This is a genomic window from Streptococcus oralis (genome assembly GCF_026782345.1).
In the GTDB taxonomy this organism is placed as follows: domain Bacteria; phylum Bacillota; class Bacilli; order Lactobacillales; family Streptococcaceae; genus Streptococcus; species Streptococcus oralis_CK.
In genome coordinates this window covers 1-19,578 of the sequence record NZ_JAKUWI010000007.1, presented here as the reverse complement: position 1 = coordinate 19,578, position 19,578 = coordinate 1, and the positions used below count along the sequence as shown (strand labels likewise).

Sequence of the window (19,578 nt, the reverse complement as noted above, 5' to 3'; positions counted from 1 at the left end):
TTGAATTGACTAGGATTTGTCTTTCTTTTCAGGCTTTTCTTCTGATTTTTTCTTCCCTGCTTGATTGCTTGAATCAGTCGCTACCTCTTCCCTTTTATCTGTTTTCTTTTCTTGGTTTTTCATCGGAGGAAAGAGAAATTCATAGTTGCCCTTATTCATACGAACACTTGTTGCAAAACCTGTTTTCGTATTATGATACCTGACTTTTCCTAAGTTGAAGACTCGTTCCCCACTTTTTTGCTCAACCTTCTCTTTGCTTCGCTTGGCCATGGCAAAAGCAGCCAACTTTTCTTTATTTAGGGCAAAGTCTTTGTGATGGGCTACTTGCCGGTTCAAATAAAACTGCAACAAAAGGCTAAAAATGGCTGCCATGGTGACTGCGTATAAGAGAACGCCTGCCTTAACCTTTTTCTTTTTCCACACGATAGATGAATTCCCTTTCTAAGCCTTTTTGAAACTGAAAATGAAAGCGAACCAAGTGATTTGTCTCTGTAATCTGAGTGGATTTAAGTCCATAAACCATAGGCTGATAGCCCCGGCCACTGCTATCAGTCTTCCGAAAATCATCCGATTTAGACTTACCCATAGCGATAGCCTTACCATCCTGTTTCATGTAGATGCGATTGCCTTCCACCTTTTCGAACTGCGAACGCTCTAACTCCGTCTCCAGCTGATCCACAAACAAGAGCCACTCTTTTTGCTCGCTTTGCTGCTGGTAACGAACTTCTGAAATGAGGAGCTGACTCATAGCTTGAAAAAGGAGTAAGCCTCCGCTAATGACGATAAGGGCAATCAGAGATTCTAAAAGAGTGAACGCTCTTACCTTACTGCTCTTTAAGGTCGAGCAACTTCTCTGAACCATGGTAAACCTCCAATCCCTTTTCACTAGAAAACACCTGAATCTCCACTCCATTTACCTTCACTTGATTTTGCCCTGTCTGCAGGGCCATCTTCGCCACACGTAAGACTTCCTCTTTTTGCAAGATTTCTGCCTCTTCTCGTCTATTTTTCTGAATTTGTCCCAAGAGGAGGGTCGCAATGCTGGCAAATATGGCTAGCGCTATTACTGCTTCTAGTAAGATCACTGCCCTAATTTTTAGTTTCCTTAATGTGTTTAATTTTCCCATTTCCTAGATATAATTGATAGCGAATCGCTCCTTTGCTAGTCTGAAATTCAACCTTAGCCAGGGACGAATTGCCCCCAGCTCGATCAAATATAATGCTTTGTCCTGATGGTGCCTGAATTCCTTTTGGAACGGTCAAGTTTTGATTGCCATTGCTGATCGTCTGTCCATCTAAGTTCAGACTGGTTTTTTGCTGACTAGCAACACTGCGTTTTTGCGTTTCCCTATAGAGTTCTTCAAACTCCATAAAGAAAATCTGCTCTTCTACCGCTGCAAAACTGGACTGAACTGAGCCGGACAAGCCCAAGGCAAGGATACTCACAAGTCCCAAAACCAAGAGACTTTCCAGCATAGTAAAGGCCTTAATCTGCAACGGTTTGGCTTGTTTTTTGTTTTGCATGGTAGTCTTTATAAGCTTTGGCTTGCTCAGCAGTGATACGACCGTCCGCTTGTAATTTGCTGAGGCTGGCATCATCATTTTTATCCAAACGATAAAGTTCTGCCTGGCTTTCCACGACCTTGACAACAGCAGCTTTTCCTTTGTCATCTACGGCATCCTTTTGCTTGGTCAAATTGGGCACAAAGAGCAAGAGAAGAACGCTGATGATTAAAAGGACGACTAGCATTTCTACCAAAGTGAAAGCTTTAACCTTAGCTTTTTTTAGTTTTGTCATGAATTTTTTCATTTTAAAAATTTACCTCCATATTTTGATACATGGGCATAAGCATTGCCGCATAAAGTAAAACGATAATCAGGGCCACAAAGATAAAAACCAGTGGCTGTACCAGATTCATGGTACGATTAACTCGGGTAAAAAAAGCTTCCCAAGTTTTTTCAGCATAGATTTCCAACTCACTCCCCAGCTTGGACTTGACTTCCCCATACTCGATGATGAGACTCAACTCCTTCTTAAAGAAAGGATAGGTCGCTATGGTTTGAGAAAATTCACGGCCATTTTGCAGGGCTTGAGCCAGTTCTTGACCGATTTCTTTAAAGAGCTGGGAGCCTTGTTCCTGCATGATCTGAAAAATCTGCGTCAGCTCCATCCCCTGTGAAATCATATTGCCCCATTCACGCGCATAATAAGCTGTCAGATAGGTCTGGACAAATATTCCTAGAAAGGGAACCCGTGCCAACATCGAGAAAACCCGCATCTTGGAACTTCTTTTGTAGAAAGTGGAGGCTGAAAGTAGAGGCAGAGAGCAAATCAACACTAGTCCCAGAAATATTTGTGGCAGATTGCCAATGATTTGGGTGGCGATATTGCTACTGTCCAGTTGAGGGAGCAAATAATTCCTGAGCCCCAGCATGATTAGCAGGAGAAATCCCAGCAAAATCAGAGGATAAGTCGCCACTTCGATTAACTTCTTCTTGACCTTGGACAAATTATCCAGATATTCTTCTATCTTTCCCAAACTCAGGTGGAGATTTCCATGCACTTCAGCTAGAGATAATTGGGTCACAATAGCACTTGAAAAACCCAAGCTGTTCATCATTTCTGAGAAAGATTTCCCATGAGACAATCCTTGGTGCATCTGGGCCACATAGTCCTTTTCCAGCAAAGCACTTCTGCCCAAGAAAGAAATAATTTCCACCAAATGAAAGCCACTGGAGAAGAGATTGTTAAACAGGGTGATGATTTTCTTCTGCTTAGCTGTAGCTAATTTTTTCCGTTTCAGCCTGAAGACTTGTGATACGTCCATCTCTAAGAAGCTGATCAATCTGCTCATTCCAGCTAGTTGGCTGGTGTTCTTGATAGTCTTTGTTTGCAAAGTCAACGATTCCTCCTCCCCCGATTAATCTCTGGTAGCAGACGCCTTGCAGAACAACTGCTAGTTCCTCCTCCGTCACACCCAACTCCAGAAGGCGTTCATAAACACCTTGGATACTCTTGGCATGAATGGTTGAAAAGACCGTTGCACCTGTCAAACTGGCTCTGACCACTGCACGCGCTGTCTCGCTGTCCCGAATTTCTCCGATAATCAAGAGGTCAGGACGATGTCGGAGAGATAGTTTGATGAGATTTTCATAGGTCAAGCCAATCGCCTCATTCAACTGCAACTGGAGCATGTCTTCCTGCTTGATCTCGACAGGATCTTCAATGGACATAACCTGCTGTCCTTTAAAGAGAGACTTGGCCAATTCGTGCATCAGTGTTGTCTTACCACTGCCGACTGGACCTGCAAATAGATAGAGGCCCCGTTGCCTGTACTGCTCGCCCAGTTCGTTCATATCCTGAAACCAGAAATGCAGTTCCTGTTCCTCATCGTGTAACAAACGAATGACCAAACTCTCATGCCCCCGATAATCTCCCACGGTGGACAAACGCAGAGAAGAAACCTTTTCGTCATACTGATAATCACAAGAGCCCAGCTGACTACGCCTCTTCTCTCCTACGTTCATACCCGCTACAAACTTAAAATGACTAATCACAGCAGCTAAAACATCAAACTCATAGGAGTCAACGAGACACCGTTCGTCTCCAACCCGCATGTGAAGCTCGTAGGACTTTTCCTTGGGGATAAAATAGATATCCTGGGCCTTCTTTTCTTTCGCAGTAGCAATAATTTTCTGTGCAATTTCTTGTACCATACCGCCCTCCTTATCTAACTATTCGCAAAAAAATAAAAAAAGCAACTTAAAAAGTTACTTTTTATCTCCATTTCATACGGCAAGAACGGTGCTTTTCTTGACCTGTTTGTTTTTCGTAGCCTGGACGTAGCTTTTCATCGGGGATGACTTGCTCATCCTGTAAAAGTGCCAAAGAATGGTACTGCTGCAAATACTCATCGCACTCATCACACCAGCGTTGGTCGGCAGGATCCCAAAAAATAGTCATCAAATCACTTCGACTCTTATAAAGAGGATTCTTCTTTTCCAGCGCAAACCAGCATGATTTATAATATTTTAGAGCATCATAATACTTGTCAAAAGATTGACTCATGATGACATCTTCTTCCCAACCTTCTATGAACCACCACGGTTCAAAATCTCCGTACATTTCTATAACACGATACATTCTTACTACTTCCTTTGTACCGTATATTATATCTAATTTTTTAATACAAGAAAAGGATTTTGCTTGTTTCCCCCATTAGAAATTTCTTTAATCCTATTATTTTCATCTGATAATAAAAATAGGAGTCCTTTATTGACCCCTATTTTTATCTTCTTAGGCTTGATAACGTTTCACACCATCTAGGTAGGTTGCTACCAATTCCAAATCTTTATCTAGGACGATAAAGTCAGCATCATAACCTTCACGGATTTGACCGCACACATCATCGATGTGAACAGATTTTGCTGGGTTGAGGCTGGCCATCATGACTGCTTCATGCGGATTCGCAATGCCCCATTCGACTACATTTTTCAAACCATCTTTGAGTTTGAGGATAGAACCTGCCAAATTGCCTGTAGATTTGAGGCGAGCAGTTCCATTGGCAACTACTACTGGGAATTCTCCCAACATGTAGTCTCCATCTTCCAAGCCACCAGCTGTCATACAGTCTGTGATAAGAGCGATATTTTCAGTTCCTTTTTGTTTGAGCAAAATATCACAGGCCTTTGGATCCACATGGTGACCATCACAAATCAATTCTGCGTAAGTATGTGGCAACTCATACATGGCTCCCACCATACCGAGCTCACGGTGAGTCAACCCACGCATTCCGTTGTAGGCATGTACCCAAACACTTGCTCCAGCGTCGACTGCTTTTTTAGCTTCATCAAATGTCGCATTTGAGTGTCCAAGAGCAACGGTCACTCCTTCACCCGTAACGGTACGAACAAAGTCTTCTACACCTTCACGCTCTGGCGCAAGGGCGATTTTATTAAGCAAGCCATTGGCTGCTTTTTGCCAAGCACGAAACTCATCCATACGAGGATCTTTCATGTAAGCAGGGTTTTGAGCTCCCTTGTATTTCTCTGTGAAATAAGGCCCTTCAAAATAGATTCCACGAATCTTGGCTCCACTTGCTTCCTGGTAACGAGCACCGATATTTTCAGTTACCGCAAGCAACTGCTCGTAAGAGGAAGTCAAAGTCGTTGGCAAGAAGCTGGTAACACCCGTGCTAAGCAAGCCTTCACTCATGGTATGAAGGGTTCCTTCGATGTTATTGTCCATGACATCCACACCACCAAATCCATGAATGTGGGTATCCACAAGTCCTGGTGCAATGCTATAACCGGTATAGTCAATCACCTCAGCTCCTTCAGGAATCTGTTCTACATGTTTGCCAAACTTGCCATCCACAAGTTCCAAGTAACCGCCACGACGAACTCCGTGTGGGTAGAAAAACTGATCCGCTTTAATATAATTAGGCATAATGATAACCTCCTTGATAGATTGATTCTAGAATTTATTATGTCAATTACATTATAAACCTTTCTTTTTCATTTGTAAATGGTATAGACCTATTTTTCATAGATATTTTAAAAGAGCTGGATTTCTCCAACTCTTTGATCTTATTTTGATTTTACAGGTAGCTCTTGAGCAGCCTTGACAGCAGCTACAATCGTTTCTGCGTAAAGTTTAGCACCTTCTTCAATCATGTTGCTATCATTTCCAAAGTGGACTTGGTCAGTTCCAGCCCAGATTTCAGGGTGTTCCTTAGCGACCTTATTCCAGTCAGCGACGCTCACATATGGATTCTTTTCAGCTAATTCTCTCGCATAAGCCGCATACTGCTCCACTGATGCATAAGTGTCCTTGCTCTTGTCTCCCTCATAAGGTGTCACCAGTATCAGATGGTGTCCTTTCGGTAGATTGTTAACGATGCTGTCCAAATCATTCTTATAGCCTTCAGGATTGTTGACTCCCGTTGCAATGACAACTGTTTTTAAAAGCGCCTTGTTCTGACTATTATTGAGCATGATATCATTGGCTTGCTTGGTCGTCCGACTAACCTGAGCATTGATATTTGCATCAGGAAGTGCCTCTTTTAAGGCTGTATTGGCACGTAAAGTCACTGAATCCCCAATCAGACTCGTTCCTTCAGAAATTCCTAGGCGACTGACTTCAGCTTGTTCAGCAAGAGTCTTTGTTTGTCCTATATTGGTCTGAGCTTGCTTGAAACCATTGATCATCAAGTCTGTCTCAAAGGCTCCAACTTGAGGAGCCATAGCTATGATAATCAAGGTAAGTAAGGAAAGAGCGCCCACAATACTAGCACTAATGGGTTTGATATGATGTAGCTTAGTGATTTTTCTAACTAAAGCGTTGGTCTTACCAGCAATCAATGGCTCAATAATATAGAAAGATAGGATAGCGAAGAAATAGGAAAAGATAACGGTTAAAATAACAGCTGGCAGATTGCTCATCAACTGCGAAAAGATAATATAGAAAGGCCAGTGGAAGAGATAAACCGCGTAGCTGGTATCCGCTAAAAATGTGATTACATGAGGTTCTCGTATCTCAGGCGTTTTCTCATGCAAGACACGCGCAGCAAAAATCATGGTCACGGCCGCTAAACTTGCCAGTAAGAAACCGAATAGATAAGCAAACAGGTAGGTGAACTTGACAAAGAAAGTCAAGAGCACTAATACCAAAAGACCTGCAGCAAACACCAGTAAATTCTGACGAAGATCCCACGTCCGGTCAAACTGCTTGACTAAATCGCTCGTCTGACGAACACCTACAACCGTCGCCAAAATGCTTCCTAAAAAGAAGGGATAGACATGGGTTAAACTTGAAAAGTAGACAGACGAATGGGAACTAGCCATTAGACTACCAATAAACATAGAGAAAAAGCTAATGATGAAAGCTCCCGTAGAAAGAAGAAATACCATCCCTCTCAATTGACTACTAGATTTTGAACGTTTCGATAAGAACCAAACCGCTAAGCCCCAAAGAATATAGTAGTGAACCTCAACAGCTAGACTCCAGTTATGAACAAAGAGATGCGGAATGAACTGGGATTCATAACTTCCCCCTGTTAACATCTCATAGAAGTTGGTCATGAAACCGAGAACTCCAGCAATCTGGCCACCAATTCCAGCAACATAGTCTTGGCGAACTAGGAGGGTAAAGGGCATGGTCACCAAAACCATCAGAACCACAGGTGGTACGATGCGGTAAAACCGTCTCTTAAAAAAGCCTAGTAAATCAATCTGGCGTGCCTTCCCAAATTCTTCTAAAAGGAGGGAGGTGATCAAAAATCCTGAAAAAGTGAAAAAGACATCTACCCCAAAGAATCCTCCAGGAAAGATTGTTTGAAAGAAGTGGTACAAAAGCACCAAAAGTAAACCTGTAATCCTAATCAAGGAAAACCATTTAATACGCATGCGAGTTTATTCCCCACTCAATTAGATCTTAAAAACATCTAATTTTTATTCCATAATACACCTTATTTTATCAAAAAAAGAAGAAAAATCCTAAGAGAAAACTTAGGATTTTGGCATTCTATTTTTACACTTTAAAAATTGCGTCCTGACTTGTTGTAGCCATATTTTTCTACAAAATACTCACGAAATTCCAAGAGATTGTCATCCATGATGGCTTGACGCACTTGCTTCATCAGATTAAGCAAGAAGTAGAGGTTGTGGTAGCTAGTCAAGCGGATTCCGAAGGTTTCATCAGCCTTGAGCAAATGACGAAGGTAGGCGCGTGTGTAGTTCTTACATGTGTAGCAATCACACTCAGGATCCAGTGGCGTAAAGTCTTCAGCGAATTGGGCATTTTTGACAACCAAACGACCTTGACTGGTCATACAAGTTCCGTTACGAGCGATACGAGTCGGTAAGACACAGTCAAACATATCCACACCACGAATAACCCCATCAATCAAGCTATCTGGAGCTCCGACACCCATCAAATAGCGAGGTTTGTTTTCAGGTAGCAGTTGAGTTGTGAAGTCCAAGACTGCATTCATCTCTTCGTGCGTTTCTCCCACTGCCAAACCACCGATAGAGTAACCTGGGAAATCCATGCTGACAAGGTCGTGAGCTGACTGACGGCGAAGGTCTTCAAATCCTGCCCCCTGCACAATTCCAAACAAACCTTGATCCTCCGGACGACGGTGAGCCTTTAAGCCACGTTCGGCCCAACGACTGGTACGCTCGATGGATTTCTTAACGTAGTCGTAAGGTTGATAAAACTGAGGACATTCATCAAAAGACATCATGATGTCTGAGCCTAGATTGTTCTGAATAGAGATAGCCTTTTCTGGCGATAGGAACATCTTGGAACCATTGAGATGGTTTTTAAAGGTTACGCCTTCTTCTGTGATATTTCGGCTATCTGCTAGGGAATAAACCTGGAAACCACCACTATCCGTCAAGATTGGTTGGTCCCAATTCATGAACTTGTGGAGACCACCTGCGCGTGCGATGAGTTCATCTCCAGGACGAAGCCAGAGATGATAAGTATTAGAGAGGATAATCCCTGATCCCATCTCCTTTAATTCTTCAGGTGACTGGGTTTTAACAGTGGCTTGGGTCCCAACTGGCATAAACATGGGTGTCGGGAAGGTACCGTGTGGGGTGATGATTTCTCCTAGACGAGCTCCTGTGTGTTTTTCTTTCTTAATCAAACGGTATTTGATTGGTGAATCTGACATTTTCTACCTCCGAAGCTGGGAAAGACAGTCCCAGTTCATACTTTGTGCCCAAAGGCATACTGTATGATTTTATCAAAAAAACCAGGAACTGTCACGAACTATGGTATAATGAAAGAATGAAATACCCAAAAATTGATTTAAAAACCATTCGTCTGCAAACTAGGCAATTTCAGGCTGAAAATCCCCGCCTCTTTCTCGTCTATCTCTTACCTAGCATACTGGTCATCTTATCAGGCTTTCTCAACCCCTTGGCTCGTCTCCAAGAAAGTGTTTTAGAGCAATCCTTTTTCAGCATGCTGGCACAAGTGCTCCAAGCCTACCTCTTCCCACTAGTGGTTTCTTTTATGAGCACGATTTTTCTAGCAGGTGCTGCTTTTGCGACACTCCGACTCCTCAAGGATCCTGATACGGAACTCTCAGTAAAATCAAGCCTGGCCCTCTTTGCTGAAGAGCGCTTCTCGCAAACCTTCCTGACCCTGCTCCTCAAACGTTTCTACCTATTTTTATGGAGCATTCCAAACTTAGTAGGCATTTATTTCCTTTTTTATAGCAATCTCTTGGCTCGAAGATTTGTCGCCCTACATCCTGAATTTCCAAAATTAGACCTCTCATCCCTTGAAACCGAGCAATTCCTTATGACCTTTGGGCTCTACTTTTTCGCGAGCCTCATCTTGATGATTGTGGGCAATCTCCTCTACGTACCGCAACATTATGCCTACTCGCAGGTAGAATTCCTCCTCTGCGACACTCTGGATTTAGGACAGGCTAAACCCCGTCAAATCCTGAAAACCAGCCGTTTCTTGATGAAGGGTTACAAATTCCAACGCTTTGTCCTCGACCTACAACTACTCCCTTGGTACTTCCTCAACTGGATCACCTTTGGAATTGCTAGTTTTTCAATCCTTCCCTATATCCAGAATAATCACATCTTCTTTTACAGAGTCCTACTAGCCCGTAAACGTCGAAATGGATAAGAGTCTACAAAAACCAACGTCGTTCAAAACGCTGGTTTTCTTATTTCAAAAGCAACATACTCAGCAGAGTCAAAATAGCAGGCCCACCTTGCTTCAGAAGAATCTTCTTGTCTGCTGTCAGAGAACCGTAGGTCGCTGCACCAAGCACAAATAAAACAAAGATGGTCACAATTTCCAAACTTTGTGAGAAATAAATCCCGTACAAGAGAAAGGCACCTATCAAAGCATTATAAATTCCTTGATTTTTAAATAATGAACTCACTGAAGGACGAGCCAGTTCTTCCTTATCCACATTAAACACTCGACTAGTAGTGTCTGATTGCGTAGCCACACTTTCCAAATAAAAAATGTAAAAATGCTCCAAAGCAACGATAGTTGCTAAAATAGTAGTAATGATTGACATCGTTTTCTCCTTAAAATTCTATTTTTTCTAGACCTGACACTAGTTTCGTCAGTAAAGTTGTTAGCTCTTTCTGCTCGGCTGTCGATAAGATGCTCTCCATCTGTTCCTTCACTCGCAAATGATGTTTAGGCGGACTGACTAAGAGTTGATTCTTGGCTTCTTGGGTTAATTCAACTAAGACTTCTCGCTGATTGGCCGGATTACGCTTGCGACTGACATAGCCCTCTGACTCTAGTATCTTAAAATGACGGGTCAAGGCCGCCTGGTCGATTTGCAACTTCTCCTGAACGGCAATCTGGTTGCAGGGTGACTGCTGCAGTAAAAACTGCAAGATTTGATAGCGGGTCAAACTAATTCCCAATTGTTTCTCAAAAAGTTGAGTGATCATCTGATCTGTTAAATGGAGCTGGTACAGTAAGTCGTTAATTTTTTTCATTTCTACCTCCTTGCGTACACTTGATTTATCAACTATTGAGTTATCAAGTATATTACAGAAAGATTAAAAATGCAACTATTTTGCTTACTCACGAAAAATAGCCTCTTGGTTTCAATCCCAAAAGGCTATTATTTCTATATTCTAGATAAAATCCAGCACTAACCTACCAAATCTGCTCGAAGGATTTCTCCCTCTTTATCAATGACAACTTCGATGGCATGGCCTGCAAAAATTTCCTCGCTATCATCATAGTAGAGGGTCAATTCCCCGTCTTCGTTGATCGATAGTTCACTCAAGGAAAGAGAGTTGGTAAAATACTCTTCTGTTAACTCCACATCATTTTCATCTGAATCTATCCAGTCTTGAGCTGTTTCCCACAGTTCTTTGACAATATAGTCTTTAATCCGAGTATCTTGAACTTGGAAAGTTTCCATAAATTTCTTTAGATCATCAAAAGAACTTGGAGGGAGACTTTCATCTGCACTCGCAGCAAAGATAGCATGAATCTTACCACCCTCGTAAGTGATAAATCCTTCAAACCAAGAATAGGCTCTGTTTAAGGTGAATTCGCCAATATCGTCTTGAATGATGACCGGTTTTTGATAGGTTTCAATCAAGGTCTCTAACCTAGAGTCTGAGGATTGGTCATCTAGGTATTCCAGCAAGTGGTAGCAGTTATTAGCTACTTCTGACATATATGGCTCTAACTCCATGAAGGGGCGTTTTTGACATTTGATATGATGAATTTTGTAGGGTTCAAAACTAAAGCCCCATCTCTTTTCTTCAAATTCCTCAGGAGTCAATACCCATTCCAAACGTCCCTCACGTTCAGAGAATTCCTGGGTTGCAACATTGACACTAGCTTTAAAATGAACGGACGGCATTTTACAACCATCTTTTAAAGAAGCGGCCCCAGTTACATTTTGGAGGGTAAAAATCAAGAATTCGACAATTTCACCACAAAATTCCTCTTCAAAATCATCTCTTGTTTTCTCAAATGGAGTTTTTAATCGATTTGTCATTCACTTCATCCTTTCTCTCTATGCTTAAAAGCGTTAGTATAGTTTTGTATTCGCTTACATTTTAACATGTTTTAGATTTTATTTCACTTATCGACACTATTTTACACAAAAAGAAGCTACACTTTTAAATGTATAGCTTCTTATTATTCTTAATTCATTGATACGTGAACGTGGTCATAGTGGTTTTCGGTCACACTACCACGATCCGGCATTGGATTCCACGTGTAGGCTGGTCCATATTTACTATCATATGGAGCGTAGAAACGTTGCTTCCAGATGATATAGTTGATACCACGGCTAGCCATATTTTTGACTGCATATTCTGCAATTTGATCTCCGAGTGCTGAACTCACTGGGACCATAAAGTCGATGGCCAATCCTTTACCATGGTCTCCACTGTCACCAGGACGGTAGCCGCTAAAGGATGTAATTCCAAACAAATTGGCAATTTCTTCTTTGAAGGCTGCAGTTTGTGGTTGAAGACCAGCATTCTCAGACTTAGCTACAGCAAGTCCTGCATAGTCAGGAGCCGCTGGAGCTGAATAAGTTATTGAAGGAGTTTGGCTTTGCTCTGCTTGATAAGTCGAAGTTGCAGTGTCAGAAGTTGCTGTTGATGCTGCTGTTTCTTCTGCTACACTTGTTCCTGTTGTATCAGCAGGTGTTTCAGTTGCTGGAGCAGCTGCTGCTGGGGCTTCTGCTGGAGTCGTTGCTGCCGTTTCTTCGGTAGCTGGAGTCGCTGCTTGAGGAGCTTCTTCTTCAACTGGGCGAGTTGTTTCTGCTACTGGTGCTTCCACTGGAGTCGTTTCAGCTGTTTCTTCAGCTACAGGTGTTTCTGTAGATGGTGTCTCTTCAGCAACTGTCGCTGTCTCAGAAACTTCTGAACTTGGCGCTACTTCTGCTGGTTTTTCAGCCTCTGTTGCAGTTGGAGCTTCCTCAATTGGTTGAGAAAGATCTTCTACTTGAACTGTTTGTTCATCAACTGTCACTTGATTTGTCGTCAAATCAGCTGTCGCAGTCGTCACTTCTTCACTAGCATCTGCTTGAGGAGCTTGGATTTCAACTTCCGTTACCTCTTCTGCCTCATTGACAGTTGTGGTGAGGACAGTATCTGGGAAAATCAAGTCCATATTGGTGATTTTGTTCAAATTTGCAAGAACTGTGACATCTACACCCAAGGCTTCTGCAATGGTGCTCAAGGTATCACCATACTGTACTGTATAGCTTGTTTTGTTGTCCGTTTTAGTCAAATCGTTTTGGATTTGCTCAACACTACGTGCAGTCCAAAGGACTTCTTCTGCTTGAGTTGCCAATACTGGGGCAAATGACAAGGCTACTGTTGAGACTAAAATCATTCTTTTCTTCATTCGTTCATATTCCTTTCAAATGAGTACCTGTCTATCATAACACAAAAAAAGCTGAAAAAAAGCCCTCTCGGGCCTATTTAATAGAACTGTCTATTCCTTGTAACAAACTCGATTACTTGAAATAGTTTGTTAGGTCTCTGTCACACAACTGACACAATCTTCTCGCTCCTAATCCTAGAAAATACGAGGAATATCTGCCAGTGCTTGAATCCTGTGATTCACTTCATAAGAAGACTCTAAAAAGTTGATGCTTTGAAGGCCACTATTCTGGGCAAATTCCACATCCAAAGTCCGGTCCCCTATATAATAGGTATTATTAGGATCCAGCTGATACTTGTCTAACAGATAGGTAGCCGCTTCTGGACTAGGCTTGCGCTCAAAGCCACTCTGACTGGTTAAAATCTCTGTAAAATAGGATTCCAATCCCAGATCCTTTAGAATAGTAAAAGCATTGTCCCCTTTATGAGTGTAAACAAAGTTCCGAATCCCTACTTGGTCTGCCCAATTCAACACCTCACGCGCACCTGGCATCAAAACTACCTGGGCATTTTTCTCAGCCAGACTTTGGGCACGCACCTGATTGAGCACTTCCGCATCCAGATTTCTCTCTTCTGCCACCTTCTCCAGCAAGTCCTGCACAGAGTACCTGAGGATAAACTCTCTCACTTTCTCCTTATCATAAGGAATAGAGAACTGAGCAAAGGTCTCCTCAATCCCTGACAAAATCGCTTCGTAAGAATCCAATAAAGTCCCGTCTAAATCCCAAATAAAAGCTGTTTTTTGCATCTTCTATCCTTTCAACATCATATAACGCTGGTAACGGTAACGTAGAAATAACCAACGGAAACCATTATCCAAAAGAGTCCCTGCCCAAATACCAGGCAAGCCCCAACCAAGAACAATCCCCATCAGATATCCTGTTCCAATGCGAATACACCACATCCCAATACTTGTCGCATAAAAGGGGAGGCGAGCATTTCCCAAGCCCTGCCAAACTGCCGTATAAATAACTGTCCCTGTCGCCATGGGGGTTCCTAGTAGAGAGAACAGTGCAACCAAAACGCTCGCTTCGACCGCTACAGGGTCGGTCGTATAGAGATGAGTCAATGGTGTCCCCAAGGCATAGATACTGAGAGTTAAGGGCAACATGAGAAGCAGGGAAAGCCAAAAGGTTTTCTTGCTCAAATCATCTACTCTTTCCCAGTTATCCTCCCCAACTGCTCGAGCTACCTGCATGACTGTCGCCGTAGCGACGCCAAAGGCAGGCATATAGTTAAACTGGGTCAAGACTTCTCCGACTGCGTTCCCCGCTACTGCCTCCGTCCCAAAAGAAACGACCAAAGCAATGATAACTACATCTCCAGCCCTCATCATAAGCCGCTCTCCAGCTGCTGGCAAAGCCAAGGTCAGTAAATCTTTATCCAGTCCAAAAGTCGGTTTCGTATAAGGAAGTTTTAATTGTGACCACAAAATCCCAAGACCAACCAAACGAGACAAGATAGTCCCCCAAGCAACACCCGCTATCCCCATATCAAGGATAAAAATAGCTAGACTTGAAAAAAAAATATTCAAGGCATTGGATAAAAGACTAATATAGAGAGGTAGACGCGGATTATGCGTTGCACGAATCAAGGCACCCAGACTGGTCATCAAACCCAAGAGAACAATCGATCCACCCACCAAAGATAGGTAGAGTCCACCACTCTCGGCCACATCCTGCTCAGTTCCCAAGAGCCCTATCATCTCTTGCCCAGCAAAGATGGATAAAGCGCCTAAAAGTGCACTCAGCAATAGGGTTATCTTGAGAGCCTCTGTCACGTGATAAGCCAACTTGGACTGATCTTTCTGCCCCAAACTTTTTGAAATAACACTGGAAATAGCAGCTCCCAGAGCGATAAAAATCGCCTGGTAAATGGTGATAATATTGCCAGCCACTGAAACACCTGAAATAGCGATCAAGCCCAAGTGGGCGACCAAGTAGCTGTCCACCATTCCCATGAGCATCTGCAAAAAGTTTTCACCCATAGCTGGCAATGCAATATTAAGAATGTCTTTATTTTTCTTAAACAATCCTTCCTCCTGATGAAAAGAAACTCAGTTGGTTTCCCAACCGAGTTTACTGCCTCTGTCTTAAAGTCCTAGATAAGTCTCAACCGCTGCTTGCATGTCAGCAGCTGCCACTGTTGTTTTATGACGAACTGGAGCTGTTTCAAGGCCATCAACCGCTGGTGGCACTGCCACTCCTGAAATGTCATGTAATTGAGCCAAGGCTTCAAAGTCTGTCAAGCCTGCTTTTCCTGTTACCGCTTCTACGGCAACCACTGGGAACTTGTATGGACTAGCTGTTGAAGCAATCACTGTCTTAGTCGCATCGCCAGTAGCCGCTTGGTATTTTCTATAAACAGCTGAGGCAACCGCCGTGTGTGGATCCTCGATATAGACAGCTGTATCATAAACATGTTTAATTTCTGCCGCAGTTTCTTCCTCAGTCGCATATTCAGCTGCAAAGAGTTCCAGAATCGCTGCATCAAAGTCTGTCAATTCATATTGTCCTTGTGTACTCAAGGCATTCATGAGTTCAGCTGTCTTAACCGCATCATTCCCCAAAAGATGGAAAATCAAGCGCTCCAAATTTGAAGATACCAGGATATCCATAGATGGACTAGTTGTCACTTTAAACTCACGTTTCTTGTCGTAAACACGTGTCTTGAAGAAGTCTGTCAAAACATTATTGTCATTTGAAGCACAGATTAATTTGCCAACTGGAAGACCGATTTGTTTAGCATAAAAGGCAGCCAAAATATTTCCAAAGTTTCCTGTTGGTACTGTGAAGTTGACCTTTTCACCAGCTACAATCTCACCAGACTTGACCAACTGAGCGTAGGCATAAACATAATAAACAATCTGTGGTACCAAACGACCAATGTTCATAGAGTTAGCTGATGAAAATTGCAGTTTATTGGCAGCCAACTTTTCACGAAGAGCTATATCGTTGAACATATGTTTGACGTTTGTTTGTGCATCATCAAAGTTTCCATCAATAGCGATAACATGGGTATTATCTCCAGTCTGAGTGGTCATTTGCAACTCTTGTACCTTGCTGACACCATCCTTTGGATAAAAGACGATAATCTCAGTTCCAGGCACATCGGCAAACCCCGCCATAGCAGCTTTCCCAGTATCTCCAGATGTTGCTGTCAAGATGACAATCTTGTTTTCCAAGCCATGTTTCTTAGCAGCTGTTGTCATAAAGTATGGCAAGATAGACAAGGCCATATCCTTGAAGGCAATGGTTGAACCATGGAACAGTTCCAAGTTGTATTGCCCATCCAGTTTCACCAATGGCGCAATAGCTGGAGTATCAAACTTGCTATCGTAGGCATTATTGATACAGTAGTCCAACTCCTCAGCCGTAAAGTCATCTAAAAAGGCTGACAAAACTAACTTAGCCACTTCTTGGTAAGAAGCATCTTTTAATTTTTCAAAGTCCAAATCCACCTTTGGATAAGTAAGCGGTGTAAACAAACCACCGTCCGTCGCCAAACCTTGCAAAATAGCTTGGCTGGCAGTTACTGTATTGTTGGCATCACGCGTTGATTGATAAACTAATGTCATGAATCTCTATCCTTTATCTATAGTCTCTTCTATTATATCATGATTTTTCAGAAAATTCTCGCTTTATAACAAAAATTATAACCCCAATTTGTCTCTCAAAGGCTGTAAATAAACCATTTCTTGCTTATCTCTTTTCTCCAGTCCCTCCTCTGCCAGGATGAGTAAGTCTTTTGAAAAATCGACAATAGCCGCTTCTTCTGGAGCTGTAAGCTTTTTCTTAGAAAATTGTCGCCTTAAAAACTTATAATTACGCCCAAACACTTTAAAGAAAGGTGCTGCTTCTAAGTAAGATTCCAGTTTGTCTAAATTAACCAACAATCCCAAGTGAAAAGCTCCTGAAGTAAAAGTCCTATCAAGTGGCTGTGTACACACACTACGAAACTCAACTGTTCCTCGAGTCGTTAAGTCTTGATACTGATAACTACGATGAGTTTCGAAATCCTCCTCCTGAGGGTAAATAAGAACCTCATCCCCATTAAGGGAAAATGCCTGGATTTCAGGTGTAGCCAAATAGTCCCTAGCCTGAATAGGATAAAAATAATAGGTCTGTCCATCACGTTCCGCAGTAAAAATTGCAGAATGATTTAGGTAATCCAAAAAATCATCCTCATCTTTAAAGAGTCTAGCATTGACACCAATGTTCTCTGGATAGATACCATGCATAGATTTTTCCCAAAAAATATCTCTCGAAATTTTGGTATCCCAATCTGCCCCCGAAAACTCAGAATTTGCAAACAAATAAGCTTTGGCAGCTTCAATCTGAGTAAAAGCATTGATAACACGCAGGTAGTTGGACCTTGAAACGTCTAGTTGAACCTGACTTCCACAGATAAAGGCACCATACTCAGGGAAATGATGTAAATCTGATTTAGTTACATTTCTACTCAAATTCAGATAATCCATCAACATCTGATAGCGGGGATAAGCCACTGGACAATTCTCATTTTTATCCCAGTTAGGATGAAGGCCACAGCCAACAATAGCATGATTAGCTTCACCTAACTTATTCTGAATCGTAGCCATATAGAAGTTAAAGCGTTCTTCTACCTCTTGGATAGATTCAGCTTTTCCGAATGCAAACTCAATTGTCGTATAAGCAACCTCAAACAAGATCGTATCTTGGCTGACTGGATCAAACAACTGAATTGGATTCCCAAAATCATCCACTTTTTCGATAGTAAAACCCAGTACTGATGGTAAATACCGAAAGAGATCCTTAACAACTTCACTATCTGTAGCTTTACCCTCTAAATTTACAATAGGAAATTCTAACTCAATCCCAATAAATAAATCTGGGTTCTCTTTTATATTCTTTAAGTAACGTTTCTTTAGTAATTCAACAGACCGAGACATCAAATACCAACACTTTCATAATCAAAATAAATTGTGAATAAATAATATTATACCAAAAATCTAAGCAAAAAAGATTAGAATGGCACTCAAAATAAGGCTCTATAATATTTGTAGTGGGTAAATCCCCTATAGATATTATGGAGCCTATTTTTGTGTGATAAATTGTAAAATATAGTGCAACAAAAAACTCATAGCGTTTCATTGGTGTAAACTGTAAGTAACCACACAAACTATCATCCGAAATTACTTTCTTCGCTACGATAGAATCGTTCGCTGTCAGGTGAAAATCATTACGATGGATATGTTTAGTCCTTACTATGACTTAGCTAAACAGCTTCGCTTTCGAATTTCTAGGCTCAGGCTCATCGAGGAGAATCTAAAGCAGGTTCATCCTCTTTTTCAGACTGTCTTTAAAACCTTCCCTCAAGGACAAAGAGAAAATCGTCAACGCTCTTCAGTTACCCTATTCTAATGCAAAATTAGAAGCGACTAATAATCTCATCAAACTTATCAAGCGAAATGCCATTAGTTTTAGGAACTTTGAAAAGTTCAAAAACGGATTTTCATCGCTCTCAACATCAAAAAAGAAAGGACGAAATTCGTCCTTTCTCGATCTTAGCTGACTTCAACCCACTACAGTTGACAAAGAGCCATAATTTTTAGTAACTCAAGCAAATACAGATAATCAGATAAAAGAAAAGACAAGGTATAGAAACCTTGTCATTATTACTATACCGGCGGCCGGGGTCGAACCGGCACGTCCTTGCGGACACTGGATTTTGAGTCCAGCGCGTCTGCCAATTCCGCCACGCCGGCAAATAGTAACTGGGGTAGCTGGATTCGAACCAACGCATGAGGGAGTCAAAGTCCCTTGCCTTACCGCTTGGCTATACCCCAATAATATAAAATAGGCGAGTGATGGGGATCGAACCCACGCATGCCAGAGCCACAATCTGGTGTGTTAACCACTTCACCACACCCGCCATAATTTTATTAACACGGGCAGTAGGAATTGAACCCACACTGAAGGTTTTGGAGACCTTAGTTCTACCTTTAAACTATGCCCGTAACTAAAGCAATGGAAGGGGAGGGATTCGAACCCCCGAACCCGAAGGAGCGGATTTACAGTCCGCCGCGTTTAGCCTCTTCGCTACCCTTCCAAGTTATAAATAAAATATGGCGCGAGACGGAATCGAACCGCCGACACATGGAGCTTCAATCCATTGCTCTACCAACTGAGCTACCGAGCCAATATTGCGGGAGCAGGATTTGAACCTACGACCTTCGGGTTATGAGCCCGACGAGCTACCGAGCTGCTCCATCCCGCGTTAATATAAAAGGAGGATGTGGGATTCGAACCCACGCACGCTTTTACACGCCTGACGGTTTTCAAGACCGTTCCCTTCAGCCGGACTTGGGTAATCCTCCAACAAATAGTCCGTACGGGATTCGAACCCGTGTTACCGCCGTGAAAAGGCGGTGTCTTAACCCCTTGACCAACGGACCATATCCATAGATGGGCACGAGTGGACTCGAACCACCGACCTCACGCTTATCAGGCGTGCGCTCTAACCACCTGAGCTACGCGCCCAAGTTAAAAAAACTTGGTATTTGAACAAAGTTCAAAGCGGGTGACGAGAATCGAACTCGCGACAACAGCTTGGAAGGCTGTAGTTTTACCACTAAACTACACCCGCTAAAATGGGAGTTAACGGGATCGAACCGCTGAC

At 42.4% G+C, this 19,578-nt stretch carries 20 protein-coding genes, 11 tRNA genes and 1 pseudogene; 2 read left to right on the top strand and 30 right to left on the bottom strand.

Annotated features, from left to right (window positions below; all coding sequences use genetic code 11):
- Positions 1–9: 9 nt before the first annotated feature.
- The 11 genes from comGG to tgt all read right to left on the bottom strand — a co-directional run bounded on the left by comGG (position 10) and on the right by tgt (position 8,681).
- On the bottom strand, positions 10–423 hold the full coding sequence (gene comGG / locus MK405_RS09335) for a competence type IV pilus minor pilin ComGG (protein WP_268704877.1): 414 nt from the start codon (positions 421–423) through the stop codon (positions 10–12).
- The gene (comGF, locus tag MK405_RS09330; RefSeq protein ID WP_268704876.1) at positions 401–862 is read right to left on the bottom strand and encodes a competence type IV pilus minor pilin ComGF; all 462 of its coding nucleotides are present in this window, start codon (positions 860–862) and stop codon (positions 401–403) included. The genes comGG and comGF overlap by 23 nt, the downstream gene beginning before the upstream one ends.
- The gene (gene comGE, locus MK405_RS09325) at positions 825–1,127 is read right to left on the bottom strand and encodes a competence type IV pilus minor pilin ComGE (RefSeq protein ID WP_268704875.1); all 303 of its coding nucleotides are present in this window, start codon (positions 1,125–1,127) and stop codon (positions 825–827) included. Before comGE ends, comGF begins: the two co-directional genes overlap by 38 nt.
- Positions 1,090–1,524 carry a competence type IV pilus minor pilin ComGD gene (gene comGD / locus MK405_RS09320; protein WP_268704874.1) on the bottom strand — a complete coding sequence of 145 codons (435 nt, stop codon included), beginning with the start codon at positions 1,522–1,524 and terminating at the stop codon, positions 1,090–1,092. The genes comGE and comGD overlap by 38 nt, the downstream gene beginning before the upstream one ends.
- Positions 1,487–1,810 carry a competence type IV pilus major pilin ComGC gene (gene comGC / locus MK405_RS09315; RefSeq protein WP_049484517.1) on the bottom strand — a complete coding sequence of 108 codons (324 nt, stop codon included), beginning with the start codon at positions 1,808–1,810 and terminating at the stop codon, positions 1,487–1,489. The genes comGD and comGC overlap by 38 nt, the downstream gene beginning before the upstream one ends.
- A gap of 1 nt (position 1,811) precedes the next feature.
- Positions 1,812–2,828, bottom strand: coding sequence for a competence type IV pilus assembly protein ComGB (gene comGB, locus MK405_RS09310; protein ID WP_268704890.1), 1,017 nt, complete (start codon positions 2,826–2,828; stop codon positions 1,812–1,814).
- Positions 2,776–3,717, bottom strand: a complete 942-nt coding sequence (comGA, locus tag MK405_RS09305) for a competence type IV pilus ATPase ComGA (RefSeq protein ID WP_268704873.1) — start codon at positions 3,715–3,717, stop codon at positions 2,776–2,778. Before comGA ends, comGB begins: the two co-directional genes overlap by 53 nt.
- Positions 3,718–3,778: 61 nt before the next feature.
- Positions 3,779–4,144: a DUF1033 family protein gene (locus tag MK405_RS09300; protein WP_268704872.1), complete on the bottom strand. Its 366-nt coding sequence runs from the start codon at positions 4,142–4,144 to the stop codon at positions 3,779–3,781.
- Positions 4,145–4,297: 153 nt separating this feature from the next.
- Positions 4,298–5,449 (bottom strand): N-acetylglucosamine-6-phosphate deacetylase, encoded by a 1,152-nt coding sequence (gene nagA, locus MK405_RS09295; protein ID WP_001134447.1) that lies wholly within the window; start codon positions 5,447–5,449, stop codon positions 4,298–4,300.
- Between the two features lie 140 nt (positions 5,450–5,589).
- On the bottom strand, positions 5,590–7,407 hold the full coding sequence (locus tag MK405_RS09290) for an acyltransferase family protein (RefSeq protein WP_268704871.1): 1,818 nt from the start codon (positions 7,405–7,407) through the stop codon (positions 5,590–5,592).
- A gap of 131 nt (positions 7,408–7,538) precedes the next feature.
- Positions 7,539–8,681, bottom strand: a complete 1,143-nt coding sequence (gene tgt, locus MK405_RS09285) for a tRNA guanosine(34) transglycosylase Tgt (protein WP_001285233.1) — start codon at positions 8,679–8,681, stop codon at positions 7,539–7,541.
- A 116-nt stretch (positions 8,682–8,797) separates the two neighbouring features.
- On the opposite strand from tgt, the gene MK405_RS09280 reads away from it, so the two are divergent.
- Complete coding sequence (locus MK405_RS09280; protein WP_268704870.1) at positions 8,798–9,655, top strand: DUF975 family protein; 858 nt, start codon at positions 8,798–8,800, stop codon at positions 9,653–9,655.
- A gap of 40 nt (positions 9,656–9,695) precedes the next feature.
- On the opposite strand, the gene MK405_RS09275 is transcribed toward MK405_RS09280, so the two are convergent.
- The 8 genes from MK405_RS09275 to MK405_RS09240 all read right to left on the bottom strand — a co-directional run bounded on the left by MK405_RS09275 (position 9,696) and on the right by MK405_RS09240 (position 17,848).
- Complete coding sequence (locus tag MK405_RS09275; RefSeq protein ID WP_268704869.1) at positions 9,696–10,058, bottom strand: DUF1304 domain-containing protein; 363 nt, start codon at positions 10,056–10,058, stop codon at positions 9,696–9,698.
- Between the two features lie 10 nt (positions 10,059–10,068).
- Positions 10,069–10,494 carry a MarR family winged helix-turn-helix transcriptional regulator gene (locus MK405_RS09270; protein ID WP_000723482.1) on the bottom strand — a complete coding sequence of 142 codons (426 nt, stop codon included), beginning with the start codon at positions 10,492–10,494 and terminating at the stop codon, positions 10,069–10,071.
- 158 nt (positions 10,495–10,652) lie between these two features.
- The gene (locus MK405_RS09265) at positions 10,653–11,516 is read right to left on the bottom strand and encodes a DUF2262 domain-containing protein (RefSeq protein ID WP_268704868.1); all 864 of its coding nucleotides are present in this window, start codon (positions 11,514–11,516) and stop codon (positions 10,653–10,655) included.
- A 149-nt stretch (positions 11,517–11,665) separates the two neighbouring features.
- Positions 11,666–12,880 (bottom strand): LysM peptidoglycan-binding domain-containing protein, encoded by a 1,215-nt coding sequence (locus tag MK405_RS09260; protein ID WP_268704867.1) that lies wholly within the window; start codon positions 12,878–12,880, stop codon positions 11,666–11,668.
- Positions 12,881–13,054: 174 nt separating this feature from the next.
- Positions 13,055–13,666, bottom strand: a complete 612-nt coding sequence (locus tag MK405_RS09255) for an HAD family hydrolase (RefSeq protein ID WP_268704866.1) — start codon at positions 13,664–13,666, stop codon at positions 13,055–13,057.
- A 3-nt stretch (positions 13,667–13,669) separates the two neighbouring features.
- Positions 13,670–14,950: an MATE family efflux transporter gene (locus MK405_RS09250; RefSeq protein WP_268704865.1), complete on the bottom strand. Its 1,281-nt coding sequence runs from the start codon at positions 14,948–14,950 to the stop codon at positions 13,670–13,672.
- 60 nt (positions 14,951–15,010) lie between these two features.
- Positions 15,011–16,495: a threonine synthase gene (thrC, locus tag MK405_RS09245; protein WP_268704864.1), complete on the bottom strand. Its 1,485-nt coding sequence runs from the start codon at positions 16,493–16,495 to the stop codon at positions 15,011–15,013.
- A 75-nt stretch (positions 16,496–16,570) separates the two neighbouring features.
- Positions 16,571–17,848, bottom strand: coding sequence for a glutamate-cysteine ligase family protein (locus MK405_RS09240; protein ID WP_268704863.1), 1,278 nt, complete (start codon positions 17,846–17,848; stop codon positions 16,571–16,573).
- Between the two features lie 223 nt (positions 17,849–18,071).
- On the opposite strand from MK405_RS09240, the pseudogene MK405_RS09235 reads away from it, so the two are divergent.
- Positions 18,072–18,467, top strand: a pseudogene (locus tag MK405_RS09235) (transposase); the annotation flags it as partial.
- Positions 18,468–18,580: 113 nt separating this feature from the next.
- Here the strand turns inward: MK405_RS09235 and MK405_RS09230 are convergent.
- The 11 genes from MK405_RS09230 to MK405_RS09180 form a co-directional block, all read right to left on the bottom strand.
- Positions 18,581–18,664: transfer RNA gene (locus MK405_RS09230), tRNA-Leu, on the bottom strand.
- A gap of 9 nt (positions 18,665–18,673) precedes the next feature.
- Positions 18,674–18,745 (bottom strand) — tRNA-Gln (locus tag MK405_RS09225).
- A 13-nt stretch (positions 18,746–18,758) separates the two neighbouring features.
- A tRNA-His gene (locus MK405_RS09220) sits at positions 18,759–18,831 on the bottom strand.
- 14 nt (positions 18,832–18,845) lie between these two features.
- Positions 18,846–18,916: transfer RNA gene (locus tag MK405_RS09215), tRNA-Trp, on the bottom strand.
- Positions 18,917–18,927: 11 nt separating this feature from the next.
- Positions 18,928–19,008, bottom strand: a tRNA-Tyr gene (locus tag MK405_RS09210).
- A gap of 17 nt (positions 19,009–19,025) precedes the next feature.
- Positions 19,026–19,098: transfer RNA gene (locus MK405_RS09205), tRNA-Phe, on the bottom strand.
- Between the two features lie 4 nt (positions 19,099–19,102).
- Positions 19,103–19,176: transfer RNA gene (locus MK405_RS09200), tRNA-Met, on the bottom strand.
- Positions 19,177–19,186: 10 nt separating this feature from the next.
- Positions 19,187–19,276: transfer RNA gene (locus MK405_RS09195), tRNA-Ser, on the bottom strand.
- Positions 19,277–19,282: 6 nt separating this feature from the next.
- Positions 19,283–19,354, bottom strand: a tRNA-Glu gene (locus MK405_RS09190).
- An 11-nt stretch (positions 19,355–19,365) separates the two neighbouring features.
- A tRNA-Ile gene (locus MK405_RS09185) sits at positions 19,366–19,439 on the bottom strand.
- Positions 19,440–19,474: 35 nt separating this feature from the next.
- Positions 19,475–19,545 (bottom strand) — tRNA-Gly (locus MK405_RS09180).
- Positions 19,546–19,578 lie beyond the last annotated feature (33 nt).

Excerpts from the sequence above, each read along its gene's own strand:
- comGF (WP_268704876.1), bottom strand. The coding sequence starts at position 862 with ATGGTTCAGAGAAGTTGCTCGACCTTAAAGAGCAGTAAGGTAAGAGCG.
- comGE (WP_268704875.1), bottom strand. The coding sequence starts at position 1,127 with ATGGGAAAATTAAACACATTAAGGAAACTAAAAATTAGGGCAGTGATC.
- comGD (WP_268704874.1), bottom strand. The coding sequence starts at position 1,524 with ATGCAAAACAAAAAACAAGCCAAACCGTTGCAGATTAAGGCCTTTACT.
- comGC (WP_049484517.1), bottom strand. The coding sequence starts at position 1,810 with ATGAAAAAATTCATGACAAAACTAAAAAAAGCTAAGGTTAAAGCTTTC.
- comGB (WP_268704890.1), bottom strand. The coding sequence starts at position 2,828 with ATGGACGTATCACAAGTCTTCAGGCTGAAACGGAAAAAATTAGCTACA.
- comGA (WP_268704873.1), bottom strand. The coding sequence starts at position 3,717 with ATGGTACAAGAAATTGCACAGAAAATTATTGCTACTGCGAAAGAAAAG.
- MK405_RS09300 (WP_268704872.1), bottom strand. The coding sequence starts at position 4,144 with ATGTATCGTGTTATAGAAATGTACGGAGATTTTGAACCGTGGTGGTTC.
- nagA (WP_001134447.1), bottom strand. The coding sequence starts at position 5,449 with ATGCCTAATTATATTAAAGCGGATCAGTTTTTCTACCCACACGGAGTT.
- MK405_RS09290 (WP_268704871.1), bottom strand. The coding sequence starts at position 7,407 with ATGCGTATTAAATGGTTTTCCTTGATTAGGATTACAGGTTTACTTTTG.
- tgt (WP_001285233.1), bottom strand. The coding sequence starts at position 8,681 with ATGTCAGATTCACCAATCAAATACCGTTTGATTAAGAAAGAAAAACAC.
- MK405_RS09280 (WP_268704870.1), top strand. The coding sequence starts at position 8,798 with ATGAAATACCCAAAAATTGATTTAAAAACCATTCGTCTGCAAACTAGG.
- MK405_RS09275 (WP_268704869.1), bottom strand. The coding sequence starts at position 10,058 with ATGTCAATCATTACTACTATTTTAGCAACTATCGTTGCTTTGGAGCAT.
- MK405_RS09270 (WP_000723482.1), bottom strand. The coding sequence starts at position 10,494 with ATGAAAAAAATTAACGACTTACTGTACCAGCTCCATTTAACAGATCAG.
- MK405_RS09265 (WP_268704868.1), bottom strand. The coding sequence starts at position 11,516 with ATGACAAATCGATTAAAAACTCCATTTGAGAAAACAAGAGATGATTTT.
- MK405_RS09260 (WP_268704867.1), bottom strand. The coding sequence starts at position 12,880 with ATGAAGAAAAGAATGATTTTAGTCTCAACAGTAGCCTTGTCATTTGCC.
- MK405_RS09255 (WP_268704866.1), bottom strand. The coding sequence starts at position 13,666 with ATGCAAAAAACAGCTTTTATTTGGGATTTAGACGGGACTTTATTGGAT.
- thrC (WP_268704864.1), bottom strand. The coding sequence starts at position 16,495 with ATGACATTAGTTTATCAATCAACGCGTGATGCCAACAATACAGTAACT.
- MK405_RS09240 (WP_268704863.1), bottom strand. The coding sequence starts at position 17,848 with ATGTCTCGGTCTGTTGAATTACTAAAGAAACGTTACTTAAAGAATATA.